The organism is Mycobacterium syngnathidarum, from assembly GCF_001942625.1.
Classification (GTDB): domain Bacteria; phylum Actinomycetota; class Actinomycetes; order Mycobacteriales; family Mycobacteriaceae; genus Mycobacterium; species Mycobacterium syngnathidarum.
Genome location: NZ_MLCL01000011.1, coordinates 24,427 through 51,421, shown reverse-complemented (window position 1 = coordinate 51,421; position 26,995 = coordinate 24,427). Strand labels below are relative to the sequence as shown.

22 protein-coding genes and 1 pseudogene are annotated in these 26,995 nt (G+C 66.8%); 11 read left to right on the top strand and 12 right to left on the bottom strand.

The window, feature by feature from the left end; all coding sequences use genetic code 11:
- Window positions 1–27 precede the first annotated feature (27 nt).
- A complete protein-coding gene (locus BKG60_RS02855; RefSeq protein ID WP_075909232.1) occupies window positions 28–528 on the bottom strand; it encodes a lipoprotein LpqH in 501 nt (166 codons plus the stop codon).
- Window positions 529–665: 137 nt separating this feature from the next.
- On the opposite strand from BKG60_RS02855, the gene BKG60_RS02850 reads away from it, so the two are divergent.
- Window positions 666–1,589 carry a haloalkane dehalogenase gene (locus tag BKG60_RS02850; RefSeq protein ID WP_075909184.1) on the top strand — a complete coding sequence of 308 codons (924 nt, stop codon included), beginning with the start codon at window positions 666–668 and terminating at the stop codon, window positions 1,587–1,589.
- Here the strand turns inward: BKG60_RS02850 and BKG60_RS02845 are convergent.
- Window positions 1,576–2,013, bottom strand: coding sequence for a lipoprotein LpqH (locus BKG60_RS02845; protein ID WP_239252418.1), 438 nt, complete (start codon window positions 2,011–2,013; stop codon window positions 1,576–1,578). The two genes, BKG60_RS02850 and BKG60_RS02845, sit on opposite strands and share 14 nt — an antisense overlap.
- 78 nt (window positions 2,014–2,091) lie before the next feature.
- Here BKG60_RS02845 and tgt point away from each other — a divergent pair, with 78 nt between their 5' ends.
- The 4 genes from tgt (at window position 2,092) to BKG60_RS02825 (ending at window position 6,691) form a co-directional block, all read left to right on the top strand.
- The gene (gene tgt, locus BKG60_RS02840) at window positions 2,092–3,342 is read left to right on the top strand and encodes a tRNA guanosine(34) transglycosylase Tgt (protein ID WP_075909183.1); all 1,251 of its coding nucleotides are present in this window, start codon (window positions 2,092–2,094) and stop codon (window positions 3,340–3,342) included.
- Between the two features lie 42 nt (window positions 3,343–3,384).
- A complete protein-coding gene (locus BKG60_RS02835) occupies window positions 3,385–4,698 on the top strand; it encodes an acetyl-CoA hydrolase/transferase family protein (RefSeq protein ID WP_075909231.1) in 1,314 nt (437 codons plus the stop codon).
- Window positions 4,699–4,760: 62 nt separating this feature from the next.
- On the top strand, window positions 4,761–6,101 hold the full coding sequence (gene hpnE, locus BKG60_RS02830; RefSeq protein ID WP_075909182.1) for a hydroxysqualene dehydroxylase HpnE: 1,341 nt from the start codon (window positions 4,761–4,763) through the stop codon (window positions 6,099–6,101).
- On the top strand, window positions 6,098–6,691 hold the full coding sequence (locus BKG60_RS02825; RefSeq protein ID WP_075909181.1) for a TetR/AcrR family transcriptional regulator: 594 nt from the start codon (window positions 6,098–6,100) through the stop codon (window positions 6,689–6,691). Before hpnE ends, BKG60_RS02825 begins: the two co-directional genes overlap by 4 nt.
- On the opposite strand, the gene BKG60_RS02820 is transcribed toward BKG60_RS02825, so the two are convergent.
- From BKG60_RS02820 to gluQRS, 3 genes are all read right to left on the bottom strand, one after another.
- Window positions 6,678–7,442, bottom strand: a complete 765-nt coding sequence (locus BKG60_RS02820; protein WP_075909180.1) for an amino acid ABC transporter ATP-binding protein — start codon at window positions 7,440–7,442, stop codon at window positions 6,678–6,680. The genes BKG60_RS02825 and BKG60_RS02820 overlap by 14 nt on opposite strands.
- The gene (locus BKG60_RS02815) at window positions 7,439–8,860 is read right to left on the bottom strand and encodes an ABC transporter permease subunit (RefSeq protein ID WP_207553862.1); all 1,422 of its coding nucleotides are present in this window, start codon (window positions 8,858–8,860) and stop codon (window positions 7,439–7,441) included. The genes BKG60_RS02820 and BKG60_RS02815 overlap by 4 nt, the downstream gene beginning before the upstream one ends.
- A 95-nt stretch (window positions 8,861–8,955) precedes the next feature.
- Window positions 8,956–9,837 (bottom strand): tRNA glutamyl-Q(34) synthetase GluQRS, encoded by an 882-nt coding sequence (gluQRS, locus tag BKG60_RS02810; protein ID WP_075909178.1) that lies wholly within the window; start codon window positions 9,835–9,837, stop codon window positions 8,956–8,958.
- Window positions 9,838–10,067: 230 nt separating this feature from the next.
- On the opposite strand from gluQRS, the gene BKG60_RS02805 reads away from it, so the two are divergent.
- The 3 genes from BKG60_RS02805 (at window position 10,068) to BKG60_RS02795 (ending at window position 15,160) form a co-directional block, all read left to right on the top strand.
- Window positions 10,068–11,369, top strand: coding sequence for a carboxylesterase family protein (locus BKG60_RS02805; RefSeq protein ID WP_075909177.1), 1,302 nt, complete (start codon window positions 10,068–10,070; stop codon window positions 11,367–11,369).
- A gap of 74 nt (window positions 11,370–11,443) precedes the next feature.
- Window positions 11,444–14,245, top strand: coding sequence for a helix-turn-helix transcriptional regulator (locus tag BKG60_RS02800; protein ID WP_075909176.1), 2,802 nt, complete (start codon window positions 11,444–11,446; stop codon window positions 14,243–14,245).
- Between the two features lie 60 nt (window positions 14,246–14,305).
- Complete coding sequence (locus BKG60_RS02795; RefSeq protein ID WP_075909175.1) at window positions 14,306–15,160, top strand: hypothetical protein; 855 nt, start codon at window positions 14,306–14,308, stop codon at window positions 15,158–15,160.
- Here the strand turns inward: BKG60_RS02795 and BKG60_RS02790 are convergent.
- Window positions 15,157–16,230 (bottom strand): ATP-dependent DNA ligase, encoded by a 1,074-nt coding sequence (locus BKG60_RS02790; protein WP_075909174.1) that lies wholly within the window; start codon window positions 16,228–16,230, stop codon window positions 15,157–15,159. The two genes, BKG60_RS02795 and BKG60_RS02790, sit on opposite strands and share 4 nt — an antisense overlap.
- Before the next feature lie 217 nt (window positions 16,231–16,447).
- Here BKG60_RS02790 and BKG60_RS31320 point away from each other — a divergent pair.
- Window positions 16,448–16,564, top strand: a pseudogene (locus tag BKG60_RS31320) (ATP-dependent DNA ligase); the annotation flags it as partial.
- 35 nt (window positions 16,565–16,599) lie between these two features.
- Here BKG60_RS31320 and BKG60_RS02785 read toward each other — a convergent pair.
- The 4 genes from BKG60_RS02785 to BKG60_RS02770 all read right to left on the bottom strand — a co-directional run bounded on the left by BKG60_RS02785 (window position 16,600) and on the right by BKG60_RS02770 (window position 21,399).
- Window positions 16,600–19,683 (bottom strand): MMPL/RND family transporter, encoded by a 3,084-nt coding sequence (locus BKG60_RS02785; RefSeq protein WP_075909173.1) that lies wholly within the window; start codon window positions 19,681–19,683, stop codon window positions 16,600–16,602.
- A 93-nt stretch (window positions 19,684–19,776) separates the two neighbouring features.
- A complete protein-coding gene (locus tag BKG60_RS02780) occupies window positions 19,777–20,202 on the bottom strand; it encodes a DUF6188 family protein (protein WP_069404066.1) in 426 nt (141 codons plus the stop codon).
- A gap of 76 nt (window positions 20,203–20,278) precedes the next feature.
- Entirely contained in the window at window positions 20,279–20,953 is a 675-nt protein-coding gene (locus BKG60_RS02775; RefSeq protein ID WP_070946083.1) for a TetR/AcrR family transcriptional regulator, read from the bottom strand.
- Window positions 20,950–21,399, bottom strand: a complete 450-nt coding sequence (locus tag BKG60_RS02770) for a PaaI family thioesterase (RefSeq protein ID WP_075909172.1) — start codon at window positions 21,397–21,399, stop codon at window positions 20,950–20,952. The genes BKG60_RS02775 and BKG60_RS02770 overlap by 4 nt, the downstream gene beginning before the upstream one ends.
- A 156-nt stretch (window positions 21,400–21,555) precedes the next feature.
- On the opposite strand from BKG60_RS02770, the gene BKG60_RS02765 reads away from it, so the two are divergent.
- Window positions 21,556–22,215 (top strand): TetR/AcrR family transcriptional regulator, encoded by a 660-nt coding sequence (locus BKG60_RS02765; protein WP_070946085.1) that lies wholly within the window; start codon window positions 21,556–21,558, stop codon window positions 22,213–22,215.
- 72 nt (window positions 22,216–22,287) lie between these two features.
- On the opposite strand, the gene BKG60_RS02760 is transcribed toward BKG60_RS02765, so the two are convergent.
- Both BKG60_RS02760 and BKG60_RS02755 read right to left on the bottom strand, forming a co-directional pair.
- Complete coding sequence (locus tag BKG60_RS02760; RefSeq protein ID WP_242671552.1) at window positions 22,288–24,801, bottom strand: tyrosine-type recombinase/integrase; 2,514 nt, start codon at window positions 24,799–24,801, stop codon at window positions 22,288–22,290.
- The gene (locus tag BKG60_RS02755) at window positions 24,798–25,964 is read right to left on the bottom strand and encodes a tyrosine-type recombinase/integrase (RefSeq protein ID WP_070946104.1); all 1,167 of its coding nucleotides are present in this window, start codon (window positions 25,962–25,964) and stop codon (window positions 24,798–24,800) included. The genes BKG60_RS02760 and BKG60_RS02755 overlap by 4 nt, the downstream gene beginning before the upstream one ends.
- Between BKG60_RS02755 and BKG60_RS02750 the strand changes: the two genes are divergently transcribed.
- Window positions 25,909–26,994: an ATP-dependent DNA ligase gene (locus BKG60_RS02750; protein ID WP_479724686.1), complete on the top strand. Its 1,086-nt coding sequence runs from the start codon at window positions 25,909–25,911 to the stop codon at window positions 26,992–26,994. The genes BKG60_RS02755 and BKG60_RS02750 overlap by 56 nt on opposite strands.
- Window position 26,995: the final 1 nt, after the last annotated feature.

Here is a 26,995-nt window from a genome sequence, read left to right as displayed (position 1 = left end):
GAGCTTTGCTAGTTGTGAGTGTTTTCGTCAAGGACAGGATACTTCGAGTTCGAAAGGCTTGGTTACCGGGCTCATCCCGTCCACGCCGGTCGCTTCTCCCTTGATCGTGTACTTGTTGCCATCCTTGGTCGCTTCGGCGCTGCCGCCGGGCACACCCGGGGTGTAGCCGAGGCTGACTCCGTCGATGTTGCCGAGTGCCAGGGCGGTCACCGATGGCTGGTCGCCCTCGCTGAGTGTGGCGCTGACTCCGGACATGCCCTGTCCGACGTTCAGGGTGACATTGCCTGCGACCGTGGCACACATGACCGTGCCCTCGACCTTGTGGTCCTTGCCGTCGATGCTGACCCGGGCGGTGCCCGAGCCGGTCGTGGCGGTCGTGTCGCCGCTCACCACCGAAGTCGTCGGCGCAGCCGAGGCGGTGGCCGTTTCCTCGCCGGAGGTGTCTTTCTTGTCGCTCGACGAACAGCCGGACAGGCCGGCGATGACGATCGCGGCGCCGCCGACGGCTACCAGGAACTCACGCTTCACCACTGCTCTCCTCACGGTTGTGCAGCCCGTCGCAGGTGGCGGACTGTCAGGCAGAAGTATGGAGTTCGTGCAGGTGCTCGGCGTGGGTTTGGTGGAATTGTCCGTACCGGTGGCGGTGCGCTCGTAAGTTCGAGGCCATGGAAATACTGCGCACTCCTGACGCCCGCTTCGCTGAGGTACCTGAATTTCCTTATGCGCCAGAGTTTTCCGACATCGACGACGGCGACGGCGGTCGGTTGCGGATGGCCTGGGTGCAGGCCGGGCCGCCGGATGCGGACCCGGTGCTGTTGTTGCATGGGGAACCATCGTGGTCTTTTCTGTACCGGCGGATGATCCCGATCCTGGTCGCGGCCGGGCACCAGGTGATCTGCCCCGACCTCGTCGGGTTCGGCCGGTCGGACAAACCCACCCGCATCGAGGACCACAGCTATGCACGGCACGTCGAATGGATGCGCGCGCTCGCCTTCGACGTTCTCGATCTGCGGCGGGTCACGTTGGTCGGCCAGGATTGGGGCGGGCTGATCGGGTTGCGGCTGGCCGCAGAACACCCTGACCGATTCGCCCATATCGTCGTGGCCAACACCGGACTGCCGACCGGCGACATCCCGATGCCCGAGATCTGGTGGCAGTTTCGCACGGCCATTCAGAGCTTGCCGACGATCGACGTCGGCAGGTTCGTCGCGGCGGGTTGCCGGCGCCCGGTCAGCGATGAGGTCCTGGCGGCCTACGATGCGCCGTTCCCCGATGATTCTTACTGTGCCGGTCCCCGGGCGATGCCGGGCCTGGTCCCCACCGGCCCCGATGATCCGGCCTCGGCTGCCAACCGGTCAGCATGGAAAGTGTTGTCGGCGAGCCAGACCCCGATGCTGGTGGCGTTCAGCGACGGTGACCCGATCACCGGCGGTATGGCGCCGATCTTCAAGCGGGAGATGCGCGGAGCGCAGGGCATCGATCATCCGGTGATCGGTGATGCCGGCCATTTCCTGCAGGAAGACGCCGGCGAGGAACTCGCCCAGGTGATCGTCGAGTTCCTCGCCGACGGCACGGCTAGGGGCAGGTGACGGCGATGTCGAACGGCATGTCCACCGGGGTACCCGGCTCGTTGGGGTCGATGCCCATGCCGGTGCCGGTGATGGTGTAGCCCTTGCCGTCGCGCGCGGCCACCACCGGGGCGCCGGACAGGCCGGACAGGTAGGTCAGCGACGCGCCCTCGCCGTTCACGTCACCGATGTTCACCGACTGCACCGCCGGGGCCTCCCCCTCGGTCAGCACCACCGAGGCCGGCATCTTGCCCTCGATCCCGATCGTGGTCAGCCCGTCTTTGGTCTCACAGCTGACGCTGGTCACCGGACCGGCGTCATTGGGACCGAAGGTGACCCGGCCCTGGCCGGACTTCCCGGACGAACCCGATTCCTGCGACGAGCATCCGGCGAGCGCAGCCAGACAGACAGCAAATCCGGTGGCGATGACAATGGGGCGGCTCATGACCAAATTCACGTCCGCAGTATGGTCGCGTCCGCCCCCGTGACGGAAATCGGACGCGCATCCGGTTGAATACCAGGTGTGGACCAGCCGTATTTCACCGTGGAGGCCGAGTTGCCCGGCCGACTCGGCCGGGTCGGGACCATTCACACTCCGCACGGCGATATCCACACCCCGGCCTTCATCGCGGTCGGTACCGCGGCCACCGTGAAATCGGTGTTGCCCGAGGCGATGAAACAGCTTGGTGCCCAAGCCATCCTGGCCAATGCCTACCACCTCTACCTGCAGCCGGGCCCCGACATCGTGGCCGAGGCCGGCGGGCTCGGGGCGTTCATGAACTGGCCGGGGCCCACCTTCACCGACAGCGGCGGCTTCCAGGTGATGTCGTTGGGTGTCGGGTTCAAGAAGGTCCTGGCCATGGACACCGACCGGCTGCAGACCGACGACATCATCGCCAAGGGCAAGGAGCGCCTGGCCGTCGTGGATGACGACGGTGTCACGTTCCGCTCGCATCTGGACGGCTCGAAGCACCGGTTCACCCCCGAGGTCTCGATCGGCATCCAGAACCAGCTCGGCGCCGACATCATTTTCGCGTTCGACGAGCTCACCACCCTGGTCAACACGCGCGGCTATCAGGAGAGCTCGGTGCAGCGCACCCATGAGTGGGCGGTGCGATGCCTGGCCGAGCACCACCGCCTGCAGGGGTTGTCACCGGAGCGGCCGCGGCAGGCGTTGTTCGGTGTGGTGCAGGGCGCCCAGTACGAGGATCTGCGTCGGCAGGCCGCGCGCGGGCTGGCCACGATCGGGCAGGAGGCCGGGGCGGCCGAGGGTCTCGGTTTCGACGGCTACGGCATCGGCGGCGCCCTGGAGAAGCAGAACCTGGCCACCATCGTCGGCTGGGTCAGCAGTGAACTGCCCGCCGACAAGCCGCGGCATCTGCTCGGGATCAGTGAGCCCGACGACCTGTTCGACGCGGTGGCCGCCGGGGCCGACACCTTCGATTGCGTGTCGCCGTCGCGGGTGGCGCGCAATGCGGCGGTGTACTCGGCGACGGGGCGGTTCAACATCACCGGTGCGAAGTACAAGCGGGATTTCACCCCGATCGACGCCGAGTGCGATTGCTATACCTGCGCCAACTACTCGCGCGCTTATATCCGGCATCTGTTCAAGGCCAAGGAGATGCTGTCGGCCACGCTGTGCACGATCCACAACGAGCGGTTCGTGATCCGGCTGGTGGACCAGATCCGGGCGTCGATCGTCGCCGGCGAGTTCGACGAGCTGCGCGCCGACGTACTCGGCCGGTACTACGGGGTTGCCCAAGAGCGTCGATAGCGACGGGTGTACAAACGCGTCTGCTCGCGAAAGAGTGACGCCATGCCGGAAGAGCTCACCGCCCGACAGGCCGCTGCACGCCTGGAGACCACCGACACGCTCGGGATTCCGTTGGGGCCCGGCCAGCCTCCGGGGTTCCTGCGCGCGCTGGGCGAACGTACGGATTGGGTGGACCTGCGCGTCTACGGTGCGCTGCTCGGGGTGGGCACCGAACTGTCCACCCGGGCGGGTGTGCATTTTCTGTCGGGCTTCTTCGGTCCCTTCGAGCGGGCGTTGCGGGACATGGGTGCCGACGTGGAATTCACGCCTGCGGATTTTCGTCGGTTCGCCCCGTTGCTCAAGCACCAGGCACCGCGCGTGATGACGACCGTTGTGTCGCCGCCCGACGCGGGTGGCTGGTGCTCGCTGTCGCTGCATGCGGGTGGCACCGTGGGCGAACTGCGCCGCGCGGGGGCCGATCCGCAGCGGCTGCTCGTCGCCGAGGCATCGGATGCGTATCCACGGACATTCGGGCTCGACGATTACCGTCATGCGCTGCACATCGATGAGATCGACATTCTGGTGCACTCGACTGACGCGCCACTTGCACTGCCCGCGGCATCGCCCACCGATGTCGACAGGGCGATCGCGGGGCACGCTGTCGAGTACATCCCGTCGGGCGCGACGCTGCAGACGGGCATCGGCTCGATCCCCAGCCAGATCGCCGCGCTGCTCGCCGAGGGGGACGGGGGAGACTACGGGCTGCACAGTGAGATGTTCACCGACGGGTGCATGCAGTTGCACCGGGCCGGCAAGGTCACCAATGTCGGCAAGGGTCTGTACGACGGTGTGAGCGTGACGACGTTCGCGTTCGGCTCGACCGATCTCTATGAGTGGCTCGACGGCAACACCGATGTCGCGTTCCTCCCCGTGGAGATCGTCAACGCACCCGAGGTGATCGGTGCGAACAACGACATGATCACGATCAACGGTGCGCTCGGTGTCGACATCCATGGCCAGGTGGTCGCCGACACCATCGCCGGCGATCAATTCAGCGGGATCGGCGGCGCCGAGGATTTCGTGGCCGGGGCCGGCCTTGAGTTGTCGGACCGCTCATTGATATGTCTGCCCTCGACGTTCGAGAAGGACGGTGTGCTCCAGTCACGCATCGTGCCGTGGTTCGGCCCCGGCGCGGTCATCACGACACCTCGGCATCAGGTGGACGTGATCGTCACCGAGTACGGCGCAGCCGAATTGGAGGGCCGGACGGTCCGTGAGCGCGGCGAGGCGTTGGCCGCGATCGCCCACCCGCAGTTCCGTGACGCATTGCTGGCGGCTGCGCAGCGTGCGGCGCAGGGCCGCTCTCCCGTCCAATAGCACCCGCACACCCCGACGACTAACTTACAATTTGCAAGTTGGTCGACGGAGGGAGCTGCAACATGGGTGATCGCTACGTGGTGATCGGCGGCGGGCTGGCCGGCCTGGCCGCCACGGTATGGCTGAGTGAAGCGGGCAAGAACGTCACCCTGCTGGAGCGCCGGGGCCAACTCGGCGGACGCACGCATGCGATGCGCGCCGAGACTGTCGACGACATCCCGGACAACGGCCAGCACGTGATCGCCAGCGGCTATCAGCACCTCTACCGCTATCTGACGAGCGTGGGCACCCGGCAGCACATCGCGTTCCCGAAATCGTCCACGCTGCGCTGGCCCGACGGGCGCAAGGTCACCATGCAGACCACGGGCGTCGGTGCGATCCGGACCCTGTTCGGGGTGCACCCCGACGCGAGCTGGGCTGACCGGCTGCGGGCAGCCCGCGCGACCCTGCGGTTGGGTTGGCAGGCGTTGCATCAACCGGCCGACCTGGCGGACCTGACCACCGAGCAATGGTTCGAGCGGGTCGGCATGCCGGCGCCGGCGCGGGAAGCCTTGTGGGACTGGCTGGCTCTCGGTATCGCCGCCGAGCCGGTGGCCCGCGAATCCGCCAAGGTGTTCGCCAACGTGATGGCCACCGGGTTCCGAGTCGGGGTCAAACACCGCACCCCGGTCACCATCGGTTACCCCACCGTCGACCTCGACACGCTCTACATCGCCGGGGCGCTGAAAGTGTTCGCCGAACGCGGCGTCGACGTCCGTTACCGCGCCGTCGCGCGAAAGATCCGTATCGAAAACGGTTCCGTCACCGCGGTGTTGCTCGCCGACGGCACCGAGGTTCCTGCCGACGCGGTGGTGTGTGCGGTCCCGAACTCCAACATCGGCGGGCTGCTCGACGACCTCCCCGAGCACCCCGAGATCTATGCGGCTGCCGACAAACTGGGTTATACCCCTATCGTCAGCACCAATCTCTACCTCGACCGGCCGTTGGGCACCGAATCCGCATTCGAGGGACTCATCGGCGGCACCGGGGTGATCGATGAGGTCTTCGACCGCCAGCTCATGCACGGCCGCAACACCGACCGCGCTTGGTTGTACTGCCTGACCACGAGCGGCGCGTACGAGCAGATCCACAAGAGCAACGACGACATTGTGGACGAGCAGATGGCGCTGCTGCGTCGCTACTATCCGGCGGCGCGGGACGCGAGAGTGGTTCAGGCGCAGGTGGTCAAGATGCCCAAGGCCACCTTCTCCCAGGTGGTGGGGACCGATGCGCTGCGCCCACCGCAACAGACCTCGGTACCCTCGCTCGTCCTGGCCGGCGACTGGACCGCGACGGACTGGTCGGCCACCATGGAGAGCGCCGTGCAGAGCGCGGCCAAGGCCGTGGATCTCTTGCTGAAATGACGCGGCGCCGGCTCAGTGGTGCAGAGCGCCGGGCCCAACTGCTCGACGTGGCCCGCGACATCGTCGCCGACGGTGGCTATCCCGCACTGACCATCGAGCAGGTGGCCGGGCGGTCGGGAGTCACCAGGACCGTTGTCTACCAACAGTTCACCGACCTGCCGGGTCTGACCACGGCCCTGCTGGACCGGGAGTCGGCGATCGCGTTCGCGGGGGTGGGCTCCGTGGACCAGCCCGACCTCGACCCGGAGCAGCTGGGCAGGGGAATTCTGGCCTACTTGCACGCGGCGCCGACGAGCTGGCGCATCATCCTGCGGCCACCCGACGGCGCGCCCCCGCAGGTGGCCGAGCGCATCGAGCTCGGGCGCCGGTATGCCAGGAAAGTCGCCGCCCGGCCGCTGTCGGCTGCGGTGGGCGCGGACGTGGATCCTGACGGTGCCACCGTACGAATCCTGTTGTCGGCCATCGAGGAGCTGGCCCGCCTGCACCTGGAGGACCCGGCCGGCCAGCCCGACGACACGGTGCTCGCATATCTGCGTTCGCTGGTTGCCTGGGCGGTGGGCATCGAGCGGTCGGTGTCTACAGCGGGTTGAGGATCCGCTGCAGGAACTGGCGGGTGCGTTCTTCTTTCGGGTCACCGATTACCGCCGCCGGCGGCCCCTGCTCGAGGATGACCCCACCGTCGGTGAACAGCACCTGATCGGAAACTTGTCGGGCGAACTGGATTTCGTGTGTGACGATCACCAGTGTCCAGCCTTCCACGGCCAGGTCCCGGATCACCGCGAGCACTTCGCCGACCAGTTCCGGGTCCAGTGCCGAGGTCGGTTCGTCGAACAGCACCACTTTGGGTTTGAGTGCCAGTGCCCGCGCGATACCGACGCGCTGCTGCTGACCGCCCGAGAGCTGATACGGATACTTGTCCCGCTGGTCGGCCAACCCCACCTGGCCCAGGAGTTCGGAGGCCTCGGCCAGCACTTCCTCACGTGGGCGCTTCTGCACCACGAGCGGGCCTTCGGTGACGTTTTGTAGCACGGTCTTGTGCGGAAAGAGGTTGTGGGACTGGAACACAAAGCCGCTTTGCGCCCGATAACGGCGCAGCTGGTCTTTGGGTACGGGCTGGGAGAAGTCCAGCTCGGTATCGCCGACCCGGATCACCCCGGAGTCGGCGACATCGAGGGCATTGAGCGTGCGCAGCAGCGTCGTCTTGCCCGAACCCGACGGGCCGATGACGGTGGTCGCGGTACCGCGCGGCACGGTGAACGAGACGCCCTTGAGCACCTGGACGTCGCCGAAGGCCTTGTGTACATCGGAGGCGACGATCCGGTCTTCGCGTGGTGTGGTCATCGCGCAACATGCCTTTCCAGTCGGCGTTCGAGGCGACTCTGGCCGAACGACAGCACCAGGCAGATCACCCAGTAGTAGATCGCGGCCGTGCCGTAGAGGGCGAAGAACTCGAATGTCGGGGCCGCGACGATCTGAGCCTGCCGGAGCAGCTCGGTGACCAGGATCGTCGATGCCAGGGATGTGTCTTTGACCAGTGAGATCAAGGTGTTCGACAACGGGGGGACCGCTACTCGGGCGGCCTGCGGCAGGATGATGCGCCGCAGGGTTCCGGCATAATTGAGCCCGATCGTCTCGGCCGCCTCCCACTGTCCCTTCGGGATGCTCTGGATGGCCGAGCGAATGATCTCCGCGGCATAGCCGCCGACGTTGAGGCTGAAGGCGATCACCGCGGCGGGAAACGGGTCGATCTTCACACCGAACTCGGGCAGCGCGAAGAACACGATGAACAGCTGAACCAACAGCGGTGTCCCGCGGATGATCGAGATGTAGAACCGGGCCAGGTTGCTCAGCAGCACATTTGGCGACAGCCGGGCCAGTGCCACGGCCAAGGCGATCACCAGGCCGATCGTGAAGCTGATGATCGTCAACGGAATGGTCATGGTCAGGGCGGCTTTGGCCAGCGGCCACAGGTTGTCGGCGATGAGCTGCCACGTCGATCGCGCGGGCGGGGGTTCGTCTGCCGTAGGCGCACCGGAGGCGTCGGCCCTGAGATATTTCTGCGAGATGTCCGCCAGGGTGCCGTCGGCCCGCAGTTGGTCGAGCGCGGTGTTGAGTTCGGGCAGCAGTCCGCTGTCCTTGCGTGCGGCGAAGCCCTGCTCGCTCTTCTCGCCCACGGTGCCCGCGATCTTCACCGACTTGTCGTTCGTCTCGGCCAGATAGGCGTAGACGGCGATGCTGTCGTTGACCACGACGTCCACTCGGCCCTGGTTGAGGAGCTTGATGGCCTGGGTGAAACCTTCGACCGCTTCCACCCGGGCGCCGGCCGCCCGCGCGATCTCCGACCAGTTGCTGGTGGCGTTTTCGGCGGCCACCTTGCCCTTCAGATCCGCGAGGGTCTTGATCGAATTGTCGTCTGCGCGGGTGACGATGACGCCCTCGCCGATCGAATATGGCTGGGAGAGGTCATATTTGGCTTGCCGTTCCGGCGTGATCGTGACCTCGTTGGCCACCACGTCGAATCGGTTGGCCTCGAGTGCGGCGAAGATCGAATCCCATGGGGTTTCGATGAATTCGACTCTGACACCGAGCTTGTCGCCGACTGCGCGTGCCACGTCGACGTCATAGCCGACGAGTTGACCGGTGGCGGTGTCGTGGTAGCTGAATGGGGAGTACACGCCTTCGGTGCCGACGCGCAGTACACCGGCCGACTTGAGCGGCTCGTCGGATTCACCGGCTTTCCCTCCGCACGCGGCAATCATCACCGCGAGGATCAGCAGGAGCCCCAGCAGCGAAATTCGTCGGGAACGCACCGCCGGACGCTAACAGGGGCGCGCGGTGTTCTGCAGGCTTCTGCTCAGCCGGGCTGATATATCCACGGGTGCCGGGGCAGAGCGGCCGGGTCGAATCGGTCCAGCATTCCGGGCAGATCGAGTGGGGGCCACCCGAGCGAGGCACTGATCTGTTCGAGCGCCCGCTCGACGCCGATCTCGGCGAGATTGACTGCCCCGTCGCGTTTGGCCAGCCGGGCGCCGTCTTCGTTGAGTACCAGGGGAACGTGGGCGTAGGTGGGTTCGGCGCAGTCCAGCAGTCGTGCCAGGTAGGCCTGGCGTGGGGAGGAGCTCAGCAGATCGTCGCCCCGCACCACCTGGTCGACTCCGCCGGCGGCGTCATCGACCACTACGGCCAGGTTGTAGGCGGGCACGCCGTCACCGCGGCGCACCACGAAGTCGTCGATGATCCCGGTGTAGCTGCCGTGCAGCAGGTCGGCGACGGTGCCGACGAAGGTGTCGGTGCGCAGCCGCAGCGCGGGCGGGCGGCCGGTTTCGGCGCGGCGCGAAGCGCGTTCGGCCGCGGTCAGGTCGCGGCAGGTGCCGGGGTAGGCACCTTCGGGGGCGTGGGGGGCACGTGGCGCCTGGGCGATATCCTTTCGGCTGCAATAGCATTCGTACAGCAGGCCGCGCTCGAACAGCTCGGCGATCACCGCGTCGTAGCGTTCCTGGTGGGCTGTCTGCCATTGCACCGGCTCGTCCCAGGTCAGCCCGATCGCGGCCAGGTCGGTCACCTGGCGGTGCCCGATTTCGGGAAAGGTGCGGTCATCGAGATCCTCGACCCGCACCAAGAACCGCCGCTCGGTGGACCGGGCGAACAGCCAGGCCAGCACCGCGGTGCGGAGGTTGCCGATGTGCAGCTCGGCCGACGGGCTCGGCGCGAACCGCCCGGCGGGGGTTGGGCTCACGCCCGCAATCTAGCTAATCGCGGTCCCAGGGCGCGGTCTCGCCCATCTTCTCGTAGTACTTCGCCAGGTGGTTTTTCACCCGGTCGATGTCGCCCTTCGGGAGGTCGACGCCGCCGCGGGCGCCGTCCACTCGCGGTCCCGGTCAGCCAGTGGCAGGTCCTGAAATGCGGTTACAGACATGCTGTTGGCATGCCCGCCTGCCGGCGGCGGTAAACGCTAGCGTTGGGCGGGTGCGGGAGCGACACGTCACCGGCGGCACGATCCAGGTTGAGCATCAGGACGGACTGATACGCGCGAGAGGGGTGCGCTACGGCGCCGCCAAACGATTCGCGGTCGCCGAACCACCTCCGGCCTGGTCGGGGGTCAGGGACGCGACGCAGTCGGGCCCGGCCTGCCCGCAGCGGCCTTCTCGCCTGGGCTGGGTGACGGGCAACGTCCTCGAGGGTCTGTCGACCGACGAGAACTGCTTGATGCTGACGGTGACGGCCCCGGCCGATGCGCATCGACTACCGGTGATGGTGTGGTTCCACGGCGGTGCCTATGTCGCCGGCAGTGGCGAGTCGGCCAAGTACGACGCCGGCACACTGGCCCGGGCCGGCAACGTGGTGGTGGTCAACGTGAGTTACCGGCTCGGCATTTTCGGTTATCTGCCGCCACCCGGGATCACTGCGGACAATCTCGGCCTGCGTGATCAGATCCTGGCGTTGCGATGGGTGCAGGACAACATCGCCGCGTTCGGCGGCGACGCGACCAACGTGACCGCGTTCGGTCAATCAGCCGGTGCCCATTCCGTCTGGTCGTTGATGTTGTGCCAGGACGCGGCCGGGTTGTTCCATCGCGCGATCCTGCAGAGCGCCCCGCTGGAGTTGGACCACGGGCGCGACGACATGGCGCAGAACATGGGCGCGGCGATGGCCACATCGCTGGCCGGGGCTGATCCCTCCGAGGTCAGTGTCGAGCGGTTGCTCGCCGCCGAAGGTGCCGCCGTGGCCGCAGCGCAGGGCTTCGGCCTGCTGGGCGGACTGGCCTTCGCGCCGCGGCTGGGCCGGGGACCGCTGCCGGCACCCGCAGACGTGCCCGACGCCCTCGCGGCCGCAGCCGGCCGCATCGAGCTGCTCGTCGGCTACACGAAGGACGACGCCGCGCCGTTCGTGGCGATGGATCCCCGGGTGGCCAAGCTCAACCGGGTGCCGGTCCTCGGCAGGTTGGCGGTTCGGGCGGGTTCGACGGCAGTCACCAAGCAAGCGTTCTCGGGTCCGGCCGAGCGCCTGGCGCAGGCCTGGCGAACCCACGGCGGCCGGGTCGGCACCTATCGCTTCGACTGGACGCCGGCCAATGCCCCGCTGGGCGCCTGCCACTGTATGGAGTTGCCGTTCCTGTTCGGCTCACCGCAAACCTGGGCGGACGCCCCGATGCTCGGTCCGCAGCGCACGATCGACAATCAGCTTTCCGCCGAGATGCGCACCCGGTGGGCGCAATTCGCCCACCACGGCGTCGAGTCGCTGCCCGGGCCGTCACTGCGGTTCGGCTGAACAAAACCTCGTCCGAACAGCCGTACCCGGGCTCGCTTGGTACAGTTTCGGCAAAATTCGGACGCGGTGGAGTGATGGCGATTATGGGCTCAGGTCCGTCTCTACGGGGCCGCGTCAGCGAATGTTCGACACTCCGGAAGTTGGTCTCGGACGCAGGCTCCGGCGGCAGCGCGGTGCTGGTGGTGCGCGGCGAGGCAGGTGTCGGGAAGACGGCGCTGCTCGACTATGTCGTCGAGCAGGCTGCGGGTTTCCGGGTGACCCAGGTGGCCGGGGTCGAGTCCGACATGGAACTGGCTTTCGCCGGCTTGCATCATCTGTGCGCGCCGCTGCTGGATCATCTCGACGAGCTTCCCGAGCCGCAGTGTGACGCCCTGTCGGTGGCGTTCGGGCGTGGTGTCGGACCGGCGCCGGACCGCTTTCTGGTCGGTCTGGCTGTGCTGAGTCTGCTGGCCTCCGCTGCCGACGACAAGCCGCTGTTGTGCGTGGTCGACGACGCTCAATGGCTCGATCAGGTCTCCGTGCAGACGCTGGGTTTCGTCGCGCGGCGGCTGCTGGCCGAGCCGGTGGTCCTGGTGTTCGCCGTCCGGGACGATCGTGACGGTACCGCCGTGGATGTCCTGCCCGGCCTGCCCGAACTGCGGCTCGAAGGCCTTTCGGACAGTGCTGCCAGGGAGCTGCTGGACTCGGTGGTTGTGGGGCGGCTCGATGAGCGGGTCCGTGACCGGCTCATCGCCGAGAGCCGCGGCAATCCATTGGCGCTTTTGGAAGTGCCGCGCAATGTCTCGGCCGCGGAGCGCGCCGGTGGCTTCTGGATCGTCGGGACGCGGCCATCGGTCGGGCAGGTGGAGGAGGGGTTCGTCCGCCGAATCCAGTCGCTGCCCGCGGACACTCGTCGGTTGGCGCTGCTCGCGGCGGCGGATCCGGTCGGTGATCCCGTGGTGTTCTCGCGTGCCGCAGGGTATTTGGGCATCGGAATGGATGCGCTGGCCCCGGCCGAGGCCGCCGGGGTGATCGAGTTCGGCCCCCGCATGCGGTTCCATCACCCGCTGGTCCGGTCGGCGGCCTATCGGGCGGCGGACGTGGCTGACCGACGGGAAGTGCACCGCGCCTTGGCCGTTGCCACCGATCCCGAACTCGATCCCGACCGCCGGGCCTGGCATGCGGCAAACGCCGCGGCCGGTCCCGACGACGCGGTGGCCGCCGATCTGGAGGCCTCGGCCTGGCGGGCCCAGAGCCGGGGCGGGATCGCCGCCGCGGCGACCTTCCTCGAGCGGTCGGCGATCCTGTCCGCCGATCCGGCCCTGCGCAGCTCTCGGGCTATCGCGGCTGCGGCGGCCAAACGTGAGGCAGCCGCTCCAGAATCTGCCTACGAGTTACTGTCCCTGGCTGAACTGAATCCGCTGACCGAGTTGCAGCGGGCTCAGGTGGGGCGGCTGCGGGCACAGATGGAATTCACCCGCAGCCGCGGCGGCCTGCCCGGCGCGCCGCCGGTCCGCCATGCCGCTGCGCTACTGATCGAGGCTGCCCGACGGCTGGAGACCCTCGACGACGAGCTGGCTCGGGAAACCTACATCGAGGCGCTGGCCGCGGCGATGTTCGCCTCACGCAGCCAGCCGGATGCCCTGGTGATCGCGGCCCGGGCGGCCCGCGATGCGGTCGCCCGGATCGACACGCCGACGCGGCCCATCGACCTCCTGTTGATCGGCATGGCGACGTTGGTCACCGACGGCCTGCCCGCGGCTGCCGAGCAGGTGCGCGCGGCGCTTCAGTTGTGGTGTGAGCACGCCCGCCGTCATGACGGCAGGGCGGTGCACTGGCTGGCGTCGGCCTTCCCGATCATGCAGGAGTCGCTCGCAGACGAGCTGTGGGACGACGACCTGAACGCACGGCTCGCCGGCGAGATGATCGGCTATGCGCGCGCCACCGGGGCGTTGGCGCTGCTTGCACCTGCGATCGCCTACCAGGCCGGCGTACACGTGTTGGAAGGCGAATTCGTCGCCGCAGAAAGGCTTTTGGCGGAGGCCGACACGATCGCGGAGGACATCGGTTATCACCCGATGAAGTACCACAAGGTGGAGTTGGCGGCCTGGCGCGGTGATGTGAACGAGGCGGGTGACCTGATCGAGGCCGGCCGGGCCGAAGGCATAGCCAAGGGGGAGGGGCGGCTGCTGGGGGTCACCGGGTACGTGGCCGCGGTGCTCTACAACGGTCTCGGCAGGTGCGACGAGGCATTGGCCGCAGTCCAGCAGGCCTGTGAATACCGTGATCTCGGCTTCCACGGCTGGTGTTTGTTCGAGCTGACCGAGGCCGCAGTGCGCGTCGGCAAGGTGGATGTGGCCGAGGACGCGGTGCGCAGGCTGGAAGCTGGTGCAGGCGTCAGTGGAACTGATTGGGGGCTGGGCGTATTCGCCGGTGCTCGGGCGCTGGTAGCCGACGACGCGGAGGCCGATGCCCTGTTCGAGGAGTCTCTGGAGCGGCTGGGCCGCACCCGGGTCCGGGTGCAGTTGGCCCGGATGCATCTGTGCTACGGGGAGTGGTTGCGGCGCCAGAAACAGCGCACCAGTGCGCGCCAACACCTCAACACCGCCTACGACATGTTCACCAAGATGGGTGCGCACGCGTTCGCCGAACGGGCCCGCCGTGAACTGATCGCCACCGGGGAGAAGGTGCGCAAGCAGCCGTTGGCCTCGGGCGATGAGTTGACCGCGCAGGAGGCGCAGATCGCCCAATTGGCTGGAGACGGGCTGACCAATCAGGAGATCGGCGCGCAGTTGTTCATCAGCACACACACCGTCGAATGGCACCTGCGCAAGGTCTTCGTCAAGCTCGGCGTCCGGTCACGCAGGCAACTGCGTTCCGTCTCGTGGAGCAGTTAGCGTCGGCGACCACGGGTTTTCAAGGGTCCCAAGCGTCGCCGTCCGGCCCAGGCTCATCGCATGGCGACAATCTTGTTGCAGACCACGATCGCGGAGAACCCCGACGATTGGGATGTCAGCCGGTTCTCTCTGCTGGCCGGCGAGCTGCGTGCGGACGGGCACGATGTGCTGGCCCGCAACCGGGCCGACCATGCTGGGGAGGACCCGGTGCTCAGCCACCTCGACGAGCTCGGGTTCGACCAGCTCTGGTTGATGGCCGTCGACGTCGGTGACGGTCTGACGCCCGACGAATGCGCGGCGATCGGCCGATTTCGTGGGCTCGGTGGCGGCGTGCTCACCGCGCGTGACCATCAAAACCTCGGCAGCTGCCTGCGCGGGCTGGGCTCGTTGGGGCAGGTCAACGAGTTTCACGAGGCCGGCCTGGATCCCGTCGCACGGTGCGATGACCAGGACAACCCGGACATCTCGTGGCCCAACTATCACTCGGGTGCCAACGGCGACTATCAGCCGGTGCTGGCCGAGGAGCCCGTGCATCAGCTGCTGCGCACGTCCCGGACCGCCGGCGGACGCATCGAGTGGTTCCCAGCTCATCCCCACGAGGGGCTGGTTTCGGCGCAGGTGCCGTTCGCGACGGTAGTGGCCCGGGGGCGCAGCACCGCAACCGGCAGATTGTTCAATCTCGCGGTGGCACTGGACGGTGAGCGCACGCCGGAGGGCAGGCCGATGGGCCGGGCCGTGGCCGAGTCGACCTTCCACCATTTCGCGGACTACAACTGGGATCTGGCGCACGGGGCGCCGTCGTTCGTGACCGATCAGCCCGGCTGGCAGATCGGGGCCGATCCGTCACTTCTGGGTGTGTACAAGGATTACGTCCGCAACCTGGCCACCTGGCTGCAGCCACCGGATCGCCACTAGCGGGATAACAGGCCCGGAACGATGTCGTCGAGCCGGAAGGTCACCGGCTGCTCCAGTTGGGCGTAGGTGCACGACCGTGGGTCGCGGTCGGGTCGCCAGCGGTTGAACTGGGCGGTGTGCCGGAAGCGTCTGCCCTCCATGTGGTCGTAGCGGACCTCGACAACACGTTCGGGTCGTAGCGGCACGAAGGACAGGTCCTTGCCGGCGTTCCAGCGTGAGCCACCGCCGTATCGTCGGGCCAGGTCCGGGTCGGCGGCTACCTGTGCGGCCCAGTTCCACGGGTGGTTTTCGAAACTGGTGACCAGGGGCTGTAATTCGGTGAACAGGGCCCGGCGTCTCTCCATCGGGAAGGCGCCGATGACGCCGACGGAGGCCAGTTCGCCGTCATCGGTGTAGAGCCCGAGCAGCAGCGAGCCGACCGCATCCGGTCCCGACTTGTGCAGCCGGTAACCGGCCACCACACAGTCGGCGGTCCGCTGATGCTTGATCTTCACCATGACCCGTTTGTCGGGTTGATAGGTGAGGGTGAGCGGCTTGGCGATGAGCCCGTCGAGCCCGGCTCCCTCGAACTCGTCGAACCAGCGGCGCGCGGTCGGCAGATCGGTGGTGGCCGGGGTGACATGGAACGACGGACCCGAACCCATCGCATCGACCAGGGCGGCGCGCCGTTCACTGAACGGCCGGCCCGTGAGGTCGTCGTCTCCCAGCGCGAGCAGGTCGAAGGCGATGAAGCGGGCTGGGGTCTGCTCGGCCAGCAGGCGCACCCGCGACGCCGCGGGGTGCAGACGCAATTGCAAGGCTTCGAAATCCAGACCCCGTTCGGTGGGCAGGACGATCTCGCCGTCGACGACGCAGCGGGACGGGAGCTCGGCTTTCGCGGCGTCGACGAGTTCGGGGAAGTACCGGGTCATCGGCCGCTCGTTGCGGCTGCCGAGCTCGATCTCGTCGCCGTCGCGGAACACCACTGCCCGGAAGCCGTCCCACTTGGGTTCGTAGGACGCGTCCGGTGGGATCGCCGTCGCCGGCTTGGCCAGCATCGGCGAGACGGGCGGCATCACAGGTAGCAGCATGGATCCGGATCTGGTGTGGATTGTGGGGTTTGTGGCTACCCAGTATGCGCGACATAGTCCGGCCGAGTCGCGAGACAAGAGCGGGAGTACCGGGTTTCAGGCGGCCCATCGGGTATGCGTCAAGCAGAGCACGGCTGGTCCCACCCGCCGCCGGTGGCCGCGCGATGAGTTTGCGGCGGCGCGGCGGTCTAGAACCATGACGCCCCGATGAACCAGGATGGAGCCCGTGGACCTACCCGTAGTGCCGCCGATCGAACCGATGCTCGCCAAGGCCCAGGTCAAGGTGCCCGACGAGGCGGGGGTGTGGTCTTACGAACCCAAGTGGGACGGGTTCCTTCACTGAACTTGTCAATTCCGGCAGGCCCGCTATCAGGGGGAGGTGACTGCCGTTGGGTGTTGGTTTCGTGGCGCGCGGTGGGGCCACCAGCTGGCTTCGCGGAGGAGTGTGGCGATGGCGGGCACGGTGAGGGTGCGTACGAGGAAGGTGTCGAGGAGGAGTCCGAAGCCGATGATGAGGCCGGCTTGGATCATGATGGCGACGGAGCCGACCATGAGGCCGAACATGCTGGCGGCGAAGATGAGGCCGGCGGAGGTGATGACGGCGCCGGTGTTGGCGACGGTGCGTAGCACTCCGACGCGGATGCTGGGTCCGGATTCTTCGCGTAGTCGGGAGACGAGCAGCATGTTGTAGTCGGCGCCGACGGCGACGAGGATGATGAATGCCAATAGTGGTACGGGCCAAGCGATTTCGTGTCCGAGTATCCATTGGAAGACTAGGACGCCGAATCCGATGGAGGCGAGGTAGTTGAGCAGGACGGTGCCCAGTAGGTAGATCGGTGCCAGTAGTGCTCGTAGTAGCAGCACCAGGATGAGGCCGACGATGACGGTGGTGGCCAGGGCTAGTTGGGCGAAGTCTGCCCAGAGGAATCGTTGGATGTCGGAGTTGACGGCGGGGAAGCCGGCGACCGAGACGGTGGCCTCAGCCAGGGAGGTGTTGGGGCGTGCGGCGTTGGCGACGTCGGTGATCTGGTGGGCGAGGTTCATGGCCTCGACGCTGTAGGGGTCGTAGCTGGTTTCGATCATGAACCGTGCTGTTTTGCCGTCTGGGGAGAGGAATTGTTTGGCGACGTCGGTGAATTGGCGGTTCTCGAAGGCGTTGGCCGGCAGATAGAAACCGCTTGCTGAGTCGGAGTCCTGGGCGGCGCGTGAAGAGTTCTGGAGTTGAGTGGCGATTTGGCTCATCCCGGAGAGCATTTCGATGTTGCTGTCGGCCAGGGTGCGCACACCGGTGGCCAACGCTTGGGCTCCGGAGGCGAGTTGGCCGATCCCGTCTTGGAGGCGGCGCAGGTTGCTGGCCAGGTCAGCGGGGTTTCCCAGCGCCCCGAAAGCCTTGTCCAGTGAGGTGACGGCGTTTTGGACGGTGGTGAGAGTGCCGGCGACGGTGGCGTTGCTGGCGGGGTTGTAGCGGTCGCCGAGGTCGGCGATCTGGGTGAAGAATCCGTTGTTGCGCAGGGTGGTCAGGATCTGTACTTGGTCGCGGATCTGGGCGCATTGGGGTGTGGTGGCACACCACGGCGAGGTGTTGAGGGCACCGACGAGCGGGTCCAAGGTGGTGATGGCGTGTTGTGCTTGGTCGGCCAGGGGACGTAGGCCGGGGCCGGCTTGGATGGCCTGATCGACTGCAGGGGCGGTCGCTGAGAGTTGTTGCAGCAGTGGTCGGAACTGGTTGACCTGAGCGCCGGCGGATTGGGCTTGCGTGAGGATGCCCGCCAGGGGGGATAGGGCGGTGCGCACGGTGGTGTCGAGTTGGGCCAGTCCGCCGGCGAGTTGATCGGCGCCGTCGGTGAGTTTGGTGAGGTCGTCTCGGCGGGCGTTGCCGTCGGCGACCGCGCCGGCCATCTTGTCTCCGATCTGACCGTTCTGCCAGGCCAGTTGCGCTTGATCGAGGCGCTCCCCGGTGGGGCGGGTGACGCCGGAGACTTTGGTGACACCGGGAATCTGGGAGACGCGGGAGGCCATTTCGTCGAGGTCGGCCAGTCCTCTGCCGGTGCGCATGTCGGTGGGGTTCTCGACGACGAGGAATTCGGTGATGACGATGTCTTTGCGGAAGTGGCGGTCCAACAGTTGGTAGCCCTGGTTGCTGGCGGTGGTGGCGGGTTGGCCTTTGCGGTCGTCGTAGCTGATTTTGATGGTCGCGGCCACCGCGGACAGTGCGAGCAGGATGACGAGGCTGACGATCAGCAGTGGCACCGGGCGGCGCACCACCGCGACGGCGACACTGTTCCAATACCGGCGGGTGCGATCGGATTTGGGTTCACCGATGCCCCGTTTCGCTGCCAGTGCCAGCACGGGCGGGAGCAGGGTGACGGTGGCCAGGAAACCGAACAGGACCGCGATGGCGCATGCGGGGCCTAGGGCGGCGAACACGCTCAAGCGGGCGAACACCATGGCCAGGAAGGCCAGGGCCACGGTGGCGGCGGAGGCCAGGATGACGCGGCCGATGCTGGCGGTGGCGTGAATGATGGCCTGCTCGGCCGGTACCTGTGCGCGGCGCTGCTCGTGGTAGCGGCTGATCAGGAACACGGTGTAGTCGGTGCCGGCGCCGAGCAGGATCGCGGTCATGAACGCGACGGTGAATTGTGAGACCGGCATGCCCATCTCGCCCAGCGCGGACAGGACGCCGCGCCCGACGGCCAAGCTCAGCCCGATGACCAGCAGCGGCAGCAGCGCGGTGAACACCGATCGGTAGACGATCAGCAGGATCAGCGCGATCATGGCGGCGGTGGCGATCGAGATCAACAGCAGATCATGCTCGGCGGCGGCGATCATGTCACTGAACGTCGCCGGCGGCCCGGTCACCTGCGCGGTGGCGGACGAACCGGCGAACACTTCTGCAGTGATGTCCCGCACCGCCTGGACGGATTCGGCGGCGGTGGGGTCACCCAGCGTGCCGGTCACTCCCACCGGCAGATACCAGGATGTGCCGTCGGCGCTGACGGCCTGGGCTCGGGTGACCGGATCGGCCAGCAGATCCTGCACCAGCAGGACGTGCTCACTGTCTGCGCGCAGTCGTTCCAGAAGGCGGTCGTAGCGCTGTTGGGTCGCCGGGGTCAGCCCGGCAGGGTCTTCCATGGCCACGAACAGCATGGTTTTCGACCCCTGCTCGTTGAAGGCGGTACTCAGCCGCTCCACCGTTTGCAGCGACGGGGCGTCGCGCGGAATCAAATCCACCGACTGCTGGCGCACCACCGTTTCCAGCTGCGGGAACAGCAGCGCCAAGACGATCGCGGCGCCGATCCACACACCGATGGTCAAGGCTTTGTGCCGCACAGTGAATCGTCCCAACGCTGCGAGCCGGGCGCTGTATTCGCGGCTGCGTGCGGGATCGACGGGAGTCTCGCGCCGGGCAGCGCGGGCCGGTGTTACCGAAGAGCCTGCCGTGCGGTCGGTCACCGAACCCCCTAGGTCTACGATACTACCGGTATCGCTACGCTACATTATGTAGCGAACATCGGATAGTCGATGGGGTCTGCGCCCGGTGGGGGCTTATCGGTTCACGATGTTGGCGTCGTCGCTTTCGGGGATGTCGTGTCGGACCACGCGGACACGCCCGTGCGGTAGACAGGCCATGTAGCCGTGCCGCTTGCCGTACAGCTCCCACGCGGTGAACTGCTCGTCGGGGTCGACGTCGATGCGGTGACCACGGGAGAAGCCCAGGTGCAACCCTCCGTCGTCACCCGACCAGGCCTGGGTGCACACTGCGCCGGCCAGGTTCAGCAGCGGGCGCTCGTAGACCGAGATCTGCAAGGGATTGATGAGGACTGCCTCGGCGGGAAAGCGATCTGCTGCGGGCAGAGTGAGCAGCAGGGGACGCGAGATGACGACTTCGTTGTAGTCGTCCAGGTCGAGCACCAAGCCGTCGCGCACCGAAACCCGTTGCACGACACAATCTTCGATCCACTGGGTGTACATGGCGTTCTCCTTCGACGCATCATCGAGTCGCACCCCCAAGAGTACGGCAGGTATCGCTGCGATACTAGGAGTATCGTTACGGTTCCTCGGAGTGCGCGGCGGCGCTGTCGAGTAGCCGATGAACGGCCCGGTCGATGCGGTCACGGGTCTCCTCGGCGGACACCCGCCCGCTGATGAAGGCGAGCAGGTTGGCCAACCAGATGTCGGAGATGATGCCGGCGACAACCAGATGTGTCGGTGTCGGCTCGCCCGCGCTGAGGGTGCGGGCCAGCAGCGTGTGGATCGTCGCGGCGGCAGAATCGAGTTCCGCGGCGGCGCGGGTGTCGGCCGCGGCGAAGGCCCGGGTCATGGCGTCGGTCAGCAGCGGCTCGCGCTGCCACCGGTCGTGGAGGTGGGTGGTCAGCCGCTCCAATCGCTGCCGCGGTGTGCCGGCACCGCTTGTCCAGTTGCCGGCGACGTCGAGACGCTGAAATTCTCGACTCAGCGCCGCGACCAGCAGATGGGTTTTGGCCGGGAAATAGCGGTACAGCGTGCCCACGGCCATGCCGACGTGCTCGGCGACCAATCGCATGTGCACCGCGTCGTAACCGCCGGTGGTAGCTATAGCCAGGGCGGCATCCATGATGGCCTCGCGACGACGGGCCGAGACGCGCGAACGTGGCACCCCGGCTGTGTGAACCTGATCGGCAACCGAATGCTCCTCGTCGAGCCTGGTGGGCGTGTCGCTCGCTCGGGCGCTGGCGACGGTCATGGTGTGTGATCGCCGCCGCGGCGCGAGAACTGCTCGAGGATCTCCCCGAAACCGCTGATATCGCCGTGGGCGGCGAAATGTGAGGTATCAACCACGATGAATACGGCCGTCGCGGTGAACCGGGTGGCCCCTTCGCAGGTGCCGGTCGCCGCGACGTGCAACGCCCGGCCCTCGCGGGCGCTGACATGCGCGATGATCCGGTGGGGCCGGTGCAGCGGCACTGGTTGCAGATACTCCACCGTCAGACTGCGCGTCACCGCAGGCGTGCCGGCGATCCACAGCGTGAAGCCCAGCACGTCATCGCAGGCGGCGGCGACGGCCCCACCGTGCGCCAGGCCGGGGGCTCCGATGTGGCGCTCGTCGAATGTGACATCGGCATACACCGAATCCGCACTGCGGTAGACCTCCAAGAGCAGGCCGTGCGGATTGTCCGGGCCACACCCCATACAGGTCGGGGTATGTGAAGGCAGCCGTTCCGACGGCACCGCACGATCTGACACAGAAACACTCCCGCTACTTCAAGTTTCGCTGCGATACTGGTAGTACCACAACTGCTAGACTTCCGGGTGCGACATCGCCGAAATCGACCGCCGAGGTGACCCGTGAGCGACAGCAATCAGCCCTCCCTGCCCGATGATGACGACATCGATCCGCGGCGGATCCGGTCACGGAATCGACTATTGGATGCTGCGGCAACACTGTTGAGCACCGGAGGGGTCGAGGCCGTCACCATCGATGCCGTCACCAAAGCGTCCAAGGTGGCCCGTACCACGCTGTATCGGCATTTTCAGAGCTCGTCGCATCTGCTGGCCGCCACCTTCGAGCGGCTACTACCGCAGGTAAGCACACCAGCACCGACCAGCGGTTCCCTACGCGATCAACTGATCGAGCTGCTCAGCCGCCAAGCCGCCCTGTTCAACGACGCCCCGCTGCACGTCACCACCCTGGCATGGCTCTCACTCGGCCCCACCGGCGCCAAAGACGAGACCGACAACAGTCACGCATCCGGCGCGCTGCGGGCCCGCGTCGTCGACCAGTACCGCCAACCGTTCGACACGATCCTCACCAGCTCGAAAGCCCACACCGAACTCGGCAACATCGACCGCGACCTCGCGATCTGCCAACTCGTCGGACCCCTCGCATTCGCACGCATGACCGGCCTGCGCACCATCACGCGCGAGGACTGCACAACCCTCATCGACAACTTCCTCGCAACCCACCGCCGAGCCGCCACCCCCGCAGACGAACGCGAAGTCGTCTGAAGGACCAGCGACATCGCCGGCGGAAGCTCACGACGGTCGCGTCAACCGCGAGGTACAGCACAAGACATCGCCTCATTGCGGTCGCTGATCGGCGAACGGGTTGTTGCCATGCGAAAGCCGTTGACGCGCTTCGGATTGTCGAAAGCGGAGGTGCTTGATGCTTTCCTCCAGCGCGGCGACCTCGCCGAGCCAAGCGCGGTCCTTCGCCTCTGCGAGGCGCAGTTCGGCATTCTCGGTCATCTCGTCGATGCGGCCCAGTTGGGCGGGGTCAACGCGCAGAAACCGGCATCGGGTGCAGGCGTGCTCGTGAACGCAGGGTGTGCCGTAGGGACGGTGACACTCCCCGAGCGCTACCCGGCGCAGCAAGAAGTGTTCTTCGAAGTCGGCCCACTCGTCGTCGTCGGCGACCTTGGCCTCCTCGAATGGCCGCAATTGCCGGCGGCGTTCGATGAACGCCTGATGGGCGGTGACGATGTGCTCGGGAAACACCGCGGTGTAGCCGCGGGTGGTGTCGAGGTTGAGGTGGCCGAGCAACGCGGCGGCAATGTGCAGAGGCAGGCCGTTGTTGACCGCATCGGTGGCGAACAGGCGACGGAAATCGTGTGGCGTGAAGTGCACGGGACGGCCAGCATCGTTCAGCCCGGCGATGGTGGCGAGGTGGGTCAGGATCTGGCGCACATAGTGCCGTCCCAGCACCTCGTGGCGGGTGCCCAGGGGGCGCGCGAACAGATGCGGGAACGGTTCGCTGTGGACCTTGTCATTGGTGTCGTAGGCGATCGACAGCGGCACGTGATCCTTACCGGCCTTTGCGCGACGCAGCACCTCCAGAAGCACCCCCACCAGTTCCGGGGTCATGGGGATGAGTCGTTCGCAGTCGGTCTTGGACGGCACAATGTGCAGCAACGGCACCAGAGTGGCAGTGGTGGAAGCGGTGTAGTGCCGCAGCGACAGCTGGGTCAGCTCAAGAAGTTCTTCGATGCGAATACCTGTGTGACGCAGGGTCTCCACGACCGCCCAGCCCCAGAAGCCCTCCTCTTCAAGCGCGGTTACGTCGATGCGCTGAGCGCGACCACGGATCCAGCTCGGTCGTTGCTGCCCGGGCGCCAAGTACGCCCAAATCCGCGCGTGGACATCCGCCTTCCGTCGTTCCGGCGGGCTGTGCCGCACGAAGGTGGAGCCGTCGATGACGAACTCTTCGTCGTGCACGCAGGCCAGGGCGCGCTGCAGTAGCGTCGCGGTGCGGTCCTTATGCGAGGTGGCTGTGGTCAGTAGGGCCGGCAGCAGCGGTGTCAACATGCGGGTGCGGTCCTGCATCGTGGCCTTCTGACGGCGTTTCTCCTTGGCCGCGGCCCGGCTGAGTGCACGCGGCACCGGGCACGGCGCCACCCACACACCCCAGCGGACCGGGTCATCGTGCGACCACTCGGCCAAGTCGCGATACATCCCGCGGACCGCGAACAGGATCGAATGCACTTCGCGTCGCGGCCGGCCGTCCAGCGTCACCGACAAGCGTTCCCGCCACGCCGTCACCACCTCCGCCGATATCGCCAGGTCGGCCTGACCGGGGTTGATCTGCAGAATCTCCCACCAGAACAGCCTGGCCAATCGATAGGCCAAGCCTTCCAAAGAGCTGTAATCCATGTTGGGCTGAAGCTCTTCGAGGTAGCTCACCAGAACATCGCGCACACCGGAGGCAGGGATGCCGTATCGGTCGACCAGCGTCGCGGCGCTGTGCTGGCGTGAGTTGCCCCGCGCCGACCACGTCGCCCTCAGCGTGGGTGCCTCCCCCGCCAAAGGGCCCAACGCGACCAACAGCTCCCAGATGAGGTGTTCGCCTCGCTGCCGTCCCGAGGTACGGACAACGTCGGCGTAAAACAGCAGATCGTCACCACACACCTCGGCGATGGCCTTTCCGGTGCGAATCATCACCCGCGCCAACGCCTTTTCGGCGTCTGCCTGATACTTGGGCACCGCTTCCTGGTAAGCGGGCAGCGTGCGTAACCGTTCCAAATCCGGCCCGCCGTTGTAGTCGAGAAACCGCCACAGGTTGGCTCGCTGCTTGGAGTCCAACAGCCAACTATATGAAGGCCGTAGTGCCCGAACCCGCAGCAGCGCATTGATTCCCATGAGCGTGGGCGACCAGTGATCGTAGCGCGGCAAAGCGTCATGCTCGAACCAGGTGCGAGGCGCGGCATCGTAACCACTGGCCAGCCACCGCTGCTCCCACGTCCGCCCGGGATACCGAGCCAGCACGCCAAGCACTGCTCGCGTTCCTCGAACGATCGGCTGCAGCTGCTGGGGCGCCAGGGCTTGGTGAAACTCGGCCACGAAATCGCACAACTCCGTGACAGTCAGCGACTGTATCGCCGCACCGCGGGCATGATCGGGCAGGGGCGGGGGCGCATGGTTGGCGTCATACCCCCACAGGGGACGTACCAGGCCCGCGGGGCCGAATCGGCTGTCCGCCGGGATCGCTTGCAAGTGCGGAGAATCGGGGCGCGACAGCAGCTGGACCTGCGGGCTCATCGCGCGCCGCGTCGCGGCCGCCTGCTGACGTGCCGGTGACCGAGTGTCCTCGGCGCTCAACGCGGCAGTCCCAATAATTCTCGGACCGCCGCGGCGTCATAGGCCGGTTCGATGGTCGCCGCGTCGACCTTCGGTCTGGCGTGATGCTCCAAGACCTTGCCGATCAGATCTTCCAACCGCGGCTGCGTGTAGATCTGTGTCGTCGTCACGCTTGCGTGGCGCAATACGGTCTGCACGTCGACCAGCGTGAACGCGGGGTCAGCCAGCATCCGCGCAGCGGCGGTATGGCGGAAGTCGTGCAATGACCAGTTCGCGCCCAAGCTGGCATTGGCGCGGCGCAGCACCGCGCGCATGGCGTGGTAGTTCAGCGGTGCTGGGCGGGAGCGTCGGGTCCACCACACCGGGGCGCCAGGCTCGATGAGCGGTTGCTCGGCCAGATAGAGCGCCAGCCACACGAACGAATCCACCGACGCCGGAACCGTCTCCCGCGCGCGGCTACCCTTACTGGTCACCGTGATCGTGTATCGGCCGGCATCCAGATCGCCGTGACGCAGGCCCAACAGCTCCGACGCGCGGACGCCTGAGGACAGATAGAAACTCACCAACGCTCGGTCGCGGTGACTGCGCAGCGCGTTGAACAGAGCTGCGGCAGCGTCATCAGGGATCGCCCGCCACACCGGCCGGGGTGTCTTCTGCCGATAGTTCGCGCGTCGGAAGATCGCAAAGTCTTCCATCGGGTTGTGGTGAGCATGCGGCCGACCACCATGCCTAGCGCGCTGTGCAGGAACGGGATTCACCAACGGACCCAGGCCGGCGGCACAGGCGTGCTCGTAGAACCCGAACAGCACCGACAGCTGATGATTGATGGTGCGGGGCGCGTACTTGCCCGACAACTCCGTCTTGCCGGTCACGGGGTTCACCGACCCCGGCGGCGGCCCATCTGGACGTCGGCGCAACCGCTGCGGATTAGGCGCCGCCCGAAGGTGCTCGACGAACGCCCGGACATCGACCCGCTCGGCACGCTCCCAACTGATCAGGCGCTCGTGCAGAAACCGAAACCACCGCAGCAGGTCGAACGCGTAACTTCGAACTGTGAGTGGACTGCAATCCGACGCCGCCATCTCCCGCAGATACGACATCGCCCCGAGGTGCTCGGTGTCGGGAAAGATCACCCGCCACGGCAGGCCGGACTCGGCTGACTCCACCCGACCCACTTCGCCCATCCCCGGATCCTCCGCCCGCTGCACCCACCCCACCGGCAGGCTCGCCGAAGTTCAGTCAACTAGACGGGCCCTGGTGTTCCGCGATGGCGACGACGTGGTGCTGCAGTCGCGCAGCGGCAAGGAACTCGGCCGCTACTTCCCCGAACTGCTCGACGCGCTGCGCGACGAGCTTGCCGAGCGCTGTGTGCTCGACGGTGAGGTGGTGGTGCCCCGCGAGTTCGCCGCGGACGGGAGGAGCAATTCGGCCAGAGCCCGGGTACGTCTGGACTGGGAGTCGCTGTCGCAGCGCATCCATCCCGCCGAGTCGCGGGTACGGATGCTCGCCGAACAGACCCCGGCGCACTTCATCGGGTTCGACGCGCTGGCCGCTGGTGACCGGTCACTGCTCGGCGAGCCCTTCGAGGTGCGCCGTGAGGCACTGGTCGAAACCGTCAAGGCCACGCAGTGGTGCCACGTCACCCGCACCACCACCGATCCCGAACTCGGTGCGCAATGGTTGCACACTTTCGAAGGGGCGGGGCTCGACGGCGTGATCGCCAAGCGGCTCGACGGCCCCTACCTGCCGGGGAAGCGGGAGATGGTCAAGGTCAAGCATCACCGCGACACTGATTGTGTGGCCATGGGTTACCGGATCCACAAGAGTGGCGAAGGCATCGGGTCGATTCTGCTCGGGCTGTACCGTGCCGACGGCGAGTTGCAGATGGTCGGTGGCGCAGCCTCGTTCACCGCCAAAGATCGGGTCAAGCTGCTGGCCGAATTGGAACCGTTGCGGGCAGGCGATATTCGCGATGGCGATCCCAGCCGGTGGAATTCCGCGGCCGACAAGCGTTGGATTCCGGTGCGTCCGGAACGGGTGTGTGAGGTGGCGTATGACCAGATGGAGGGCAACTCCGCTGATGGCCGGCGTTTCCGGCACGCGGTGAAGTTCCTGCGTTGGCGCCCGGACCGGGAGCCGTCGAGCTGCACCTTCGACCAGCTCGATGTGCCGCTGCACTACGACCTGCACGACGTGCTGGCGAAAGAAGGTTGAG

Excerpts from the sequence above, each read along its gene's own strand:
- BKG60_RS02850 (WP_075909184.1), top strand. The coding sequence starts at position 666 with ATGGAAATACTGCGCACTCCTGACGCCCGCTTCGCTGAGGTACCTGAA.
- BKG60_RS02845 (WP_239252418.1), bottom strand. The coding sequence starts at position 2,013 with ATGAGCCGCCCCATTGTCATCGCCACCGGATTTGCTGTCTGTCTGGCT.
- BKG60_RS02835 (WP_075909231.1), top strand. The coding sequence starts at position 3,385 with ATGCCGGAAGAGCTCACCGCCCGACAGGCCGCTGCACGCCTGGAGACC.
- hpnE (WP_075909182.1), top strand. The coding sequence starts at position 4,761 with ATGGGTGATCGCTACGTGGTGATCGGCGGCGGGCTGGCCGGCCTGGCC.
- BKG60_RS02825 (WP_075909181.1), top strand. The coding sequence starts at position 6,098 with ATGACGCGGCGCCGGCTCAGTGGTGCAGAGCGCCGGGCCCAACTGCTC.
- BKG60_RS02820 (WP_075909180.1), bottom strand. The coding sequence starts at position 7,442 with ATGACCACACCACGCGAAGACCGGATCGTCGCCTCCGATGTACACAAG.
- BKG60_RS02815 (WP_207553862.1), bottom strand. The coding sequence starts at position 8,860 with ATGATTGCCGCGTGCGGAGGGAAAGCCGGTGAATCCGACGAGCCGCTC.
- BKG60_RS02800 (WP_075909176.1), top strand. The coding sequence starts at position 11,444 with ATGGCGATTATGGGCTCAGGTCCGTCTCTACGGGGCCGCGTCAGCGAA.
- BKG60_RS02795 (WP_075909175.1), top strand. The coding sequence starts at position 14,306 with ATGGCGACAATCTTGTTGCAGACCACGATCGCGGAGAACCCCGACGAT.
- BKG60_RS02790 (WP_075909174.1), bottom strand. The coding sequence starts at position 16,230 with ATGCTGCTACCTGTGATGCCGCCCGTCTCGCCGATGCTGGCCAAGCCG.
- BKG60_RS02780 (WP_069404066.1), bottom strand. The coding sequence starts at position 20,202 with ATGTACACCCAGTGGATCGAAGATTGTGTCGTGCAACGGGTTTCGGTG.
- BKG60_RS02775 (WP_070946083.1), bottom strand. The coding sequence starts at position 20,953 with ATGACCGTCGCCAGCGCCCGAGCGAGCGACACGCCCACCAGGCTCGAC.
- BKG60_RS02770 (WP_075909172.1), bottom strand. The coding sequence starts at position 21,399 with ATGGGGTGTGGCCCGGACAATCCGCACGGCCTGCTCTTGGAGGTCTAC.
- BKG60_RS02755 (WP_070946104.1), bottom strand. The coding sequence starts at position 25,964 with ATGGGCGAAGTGGGTCGGGTGGAGTCAGCCGAGTCCGGCCTGCCGTGG.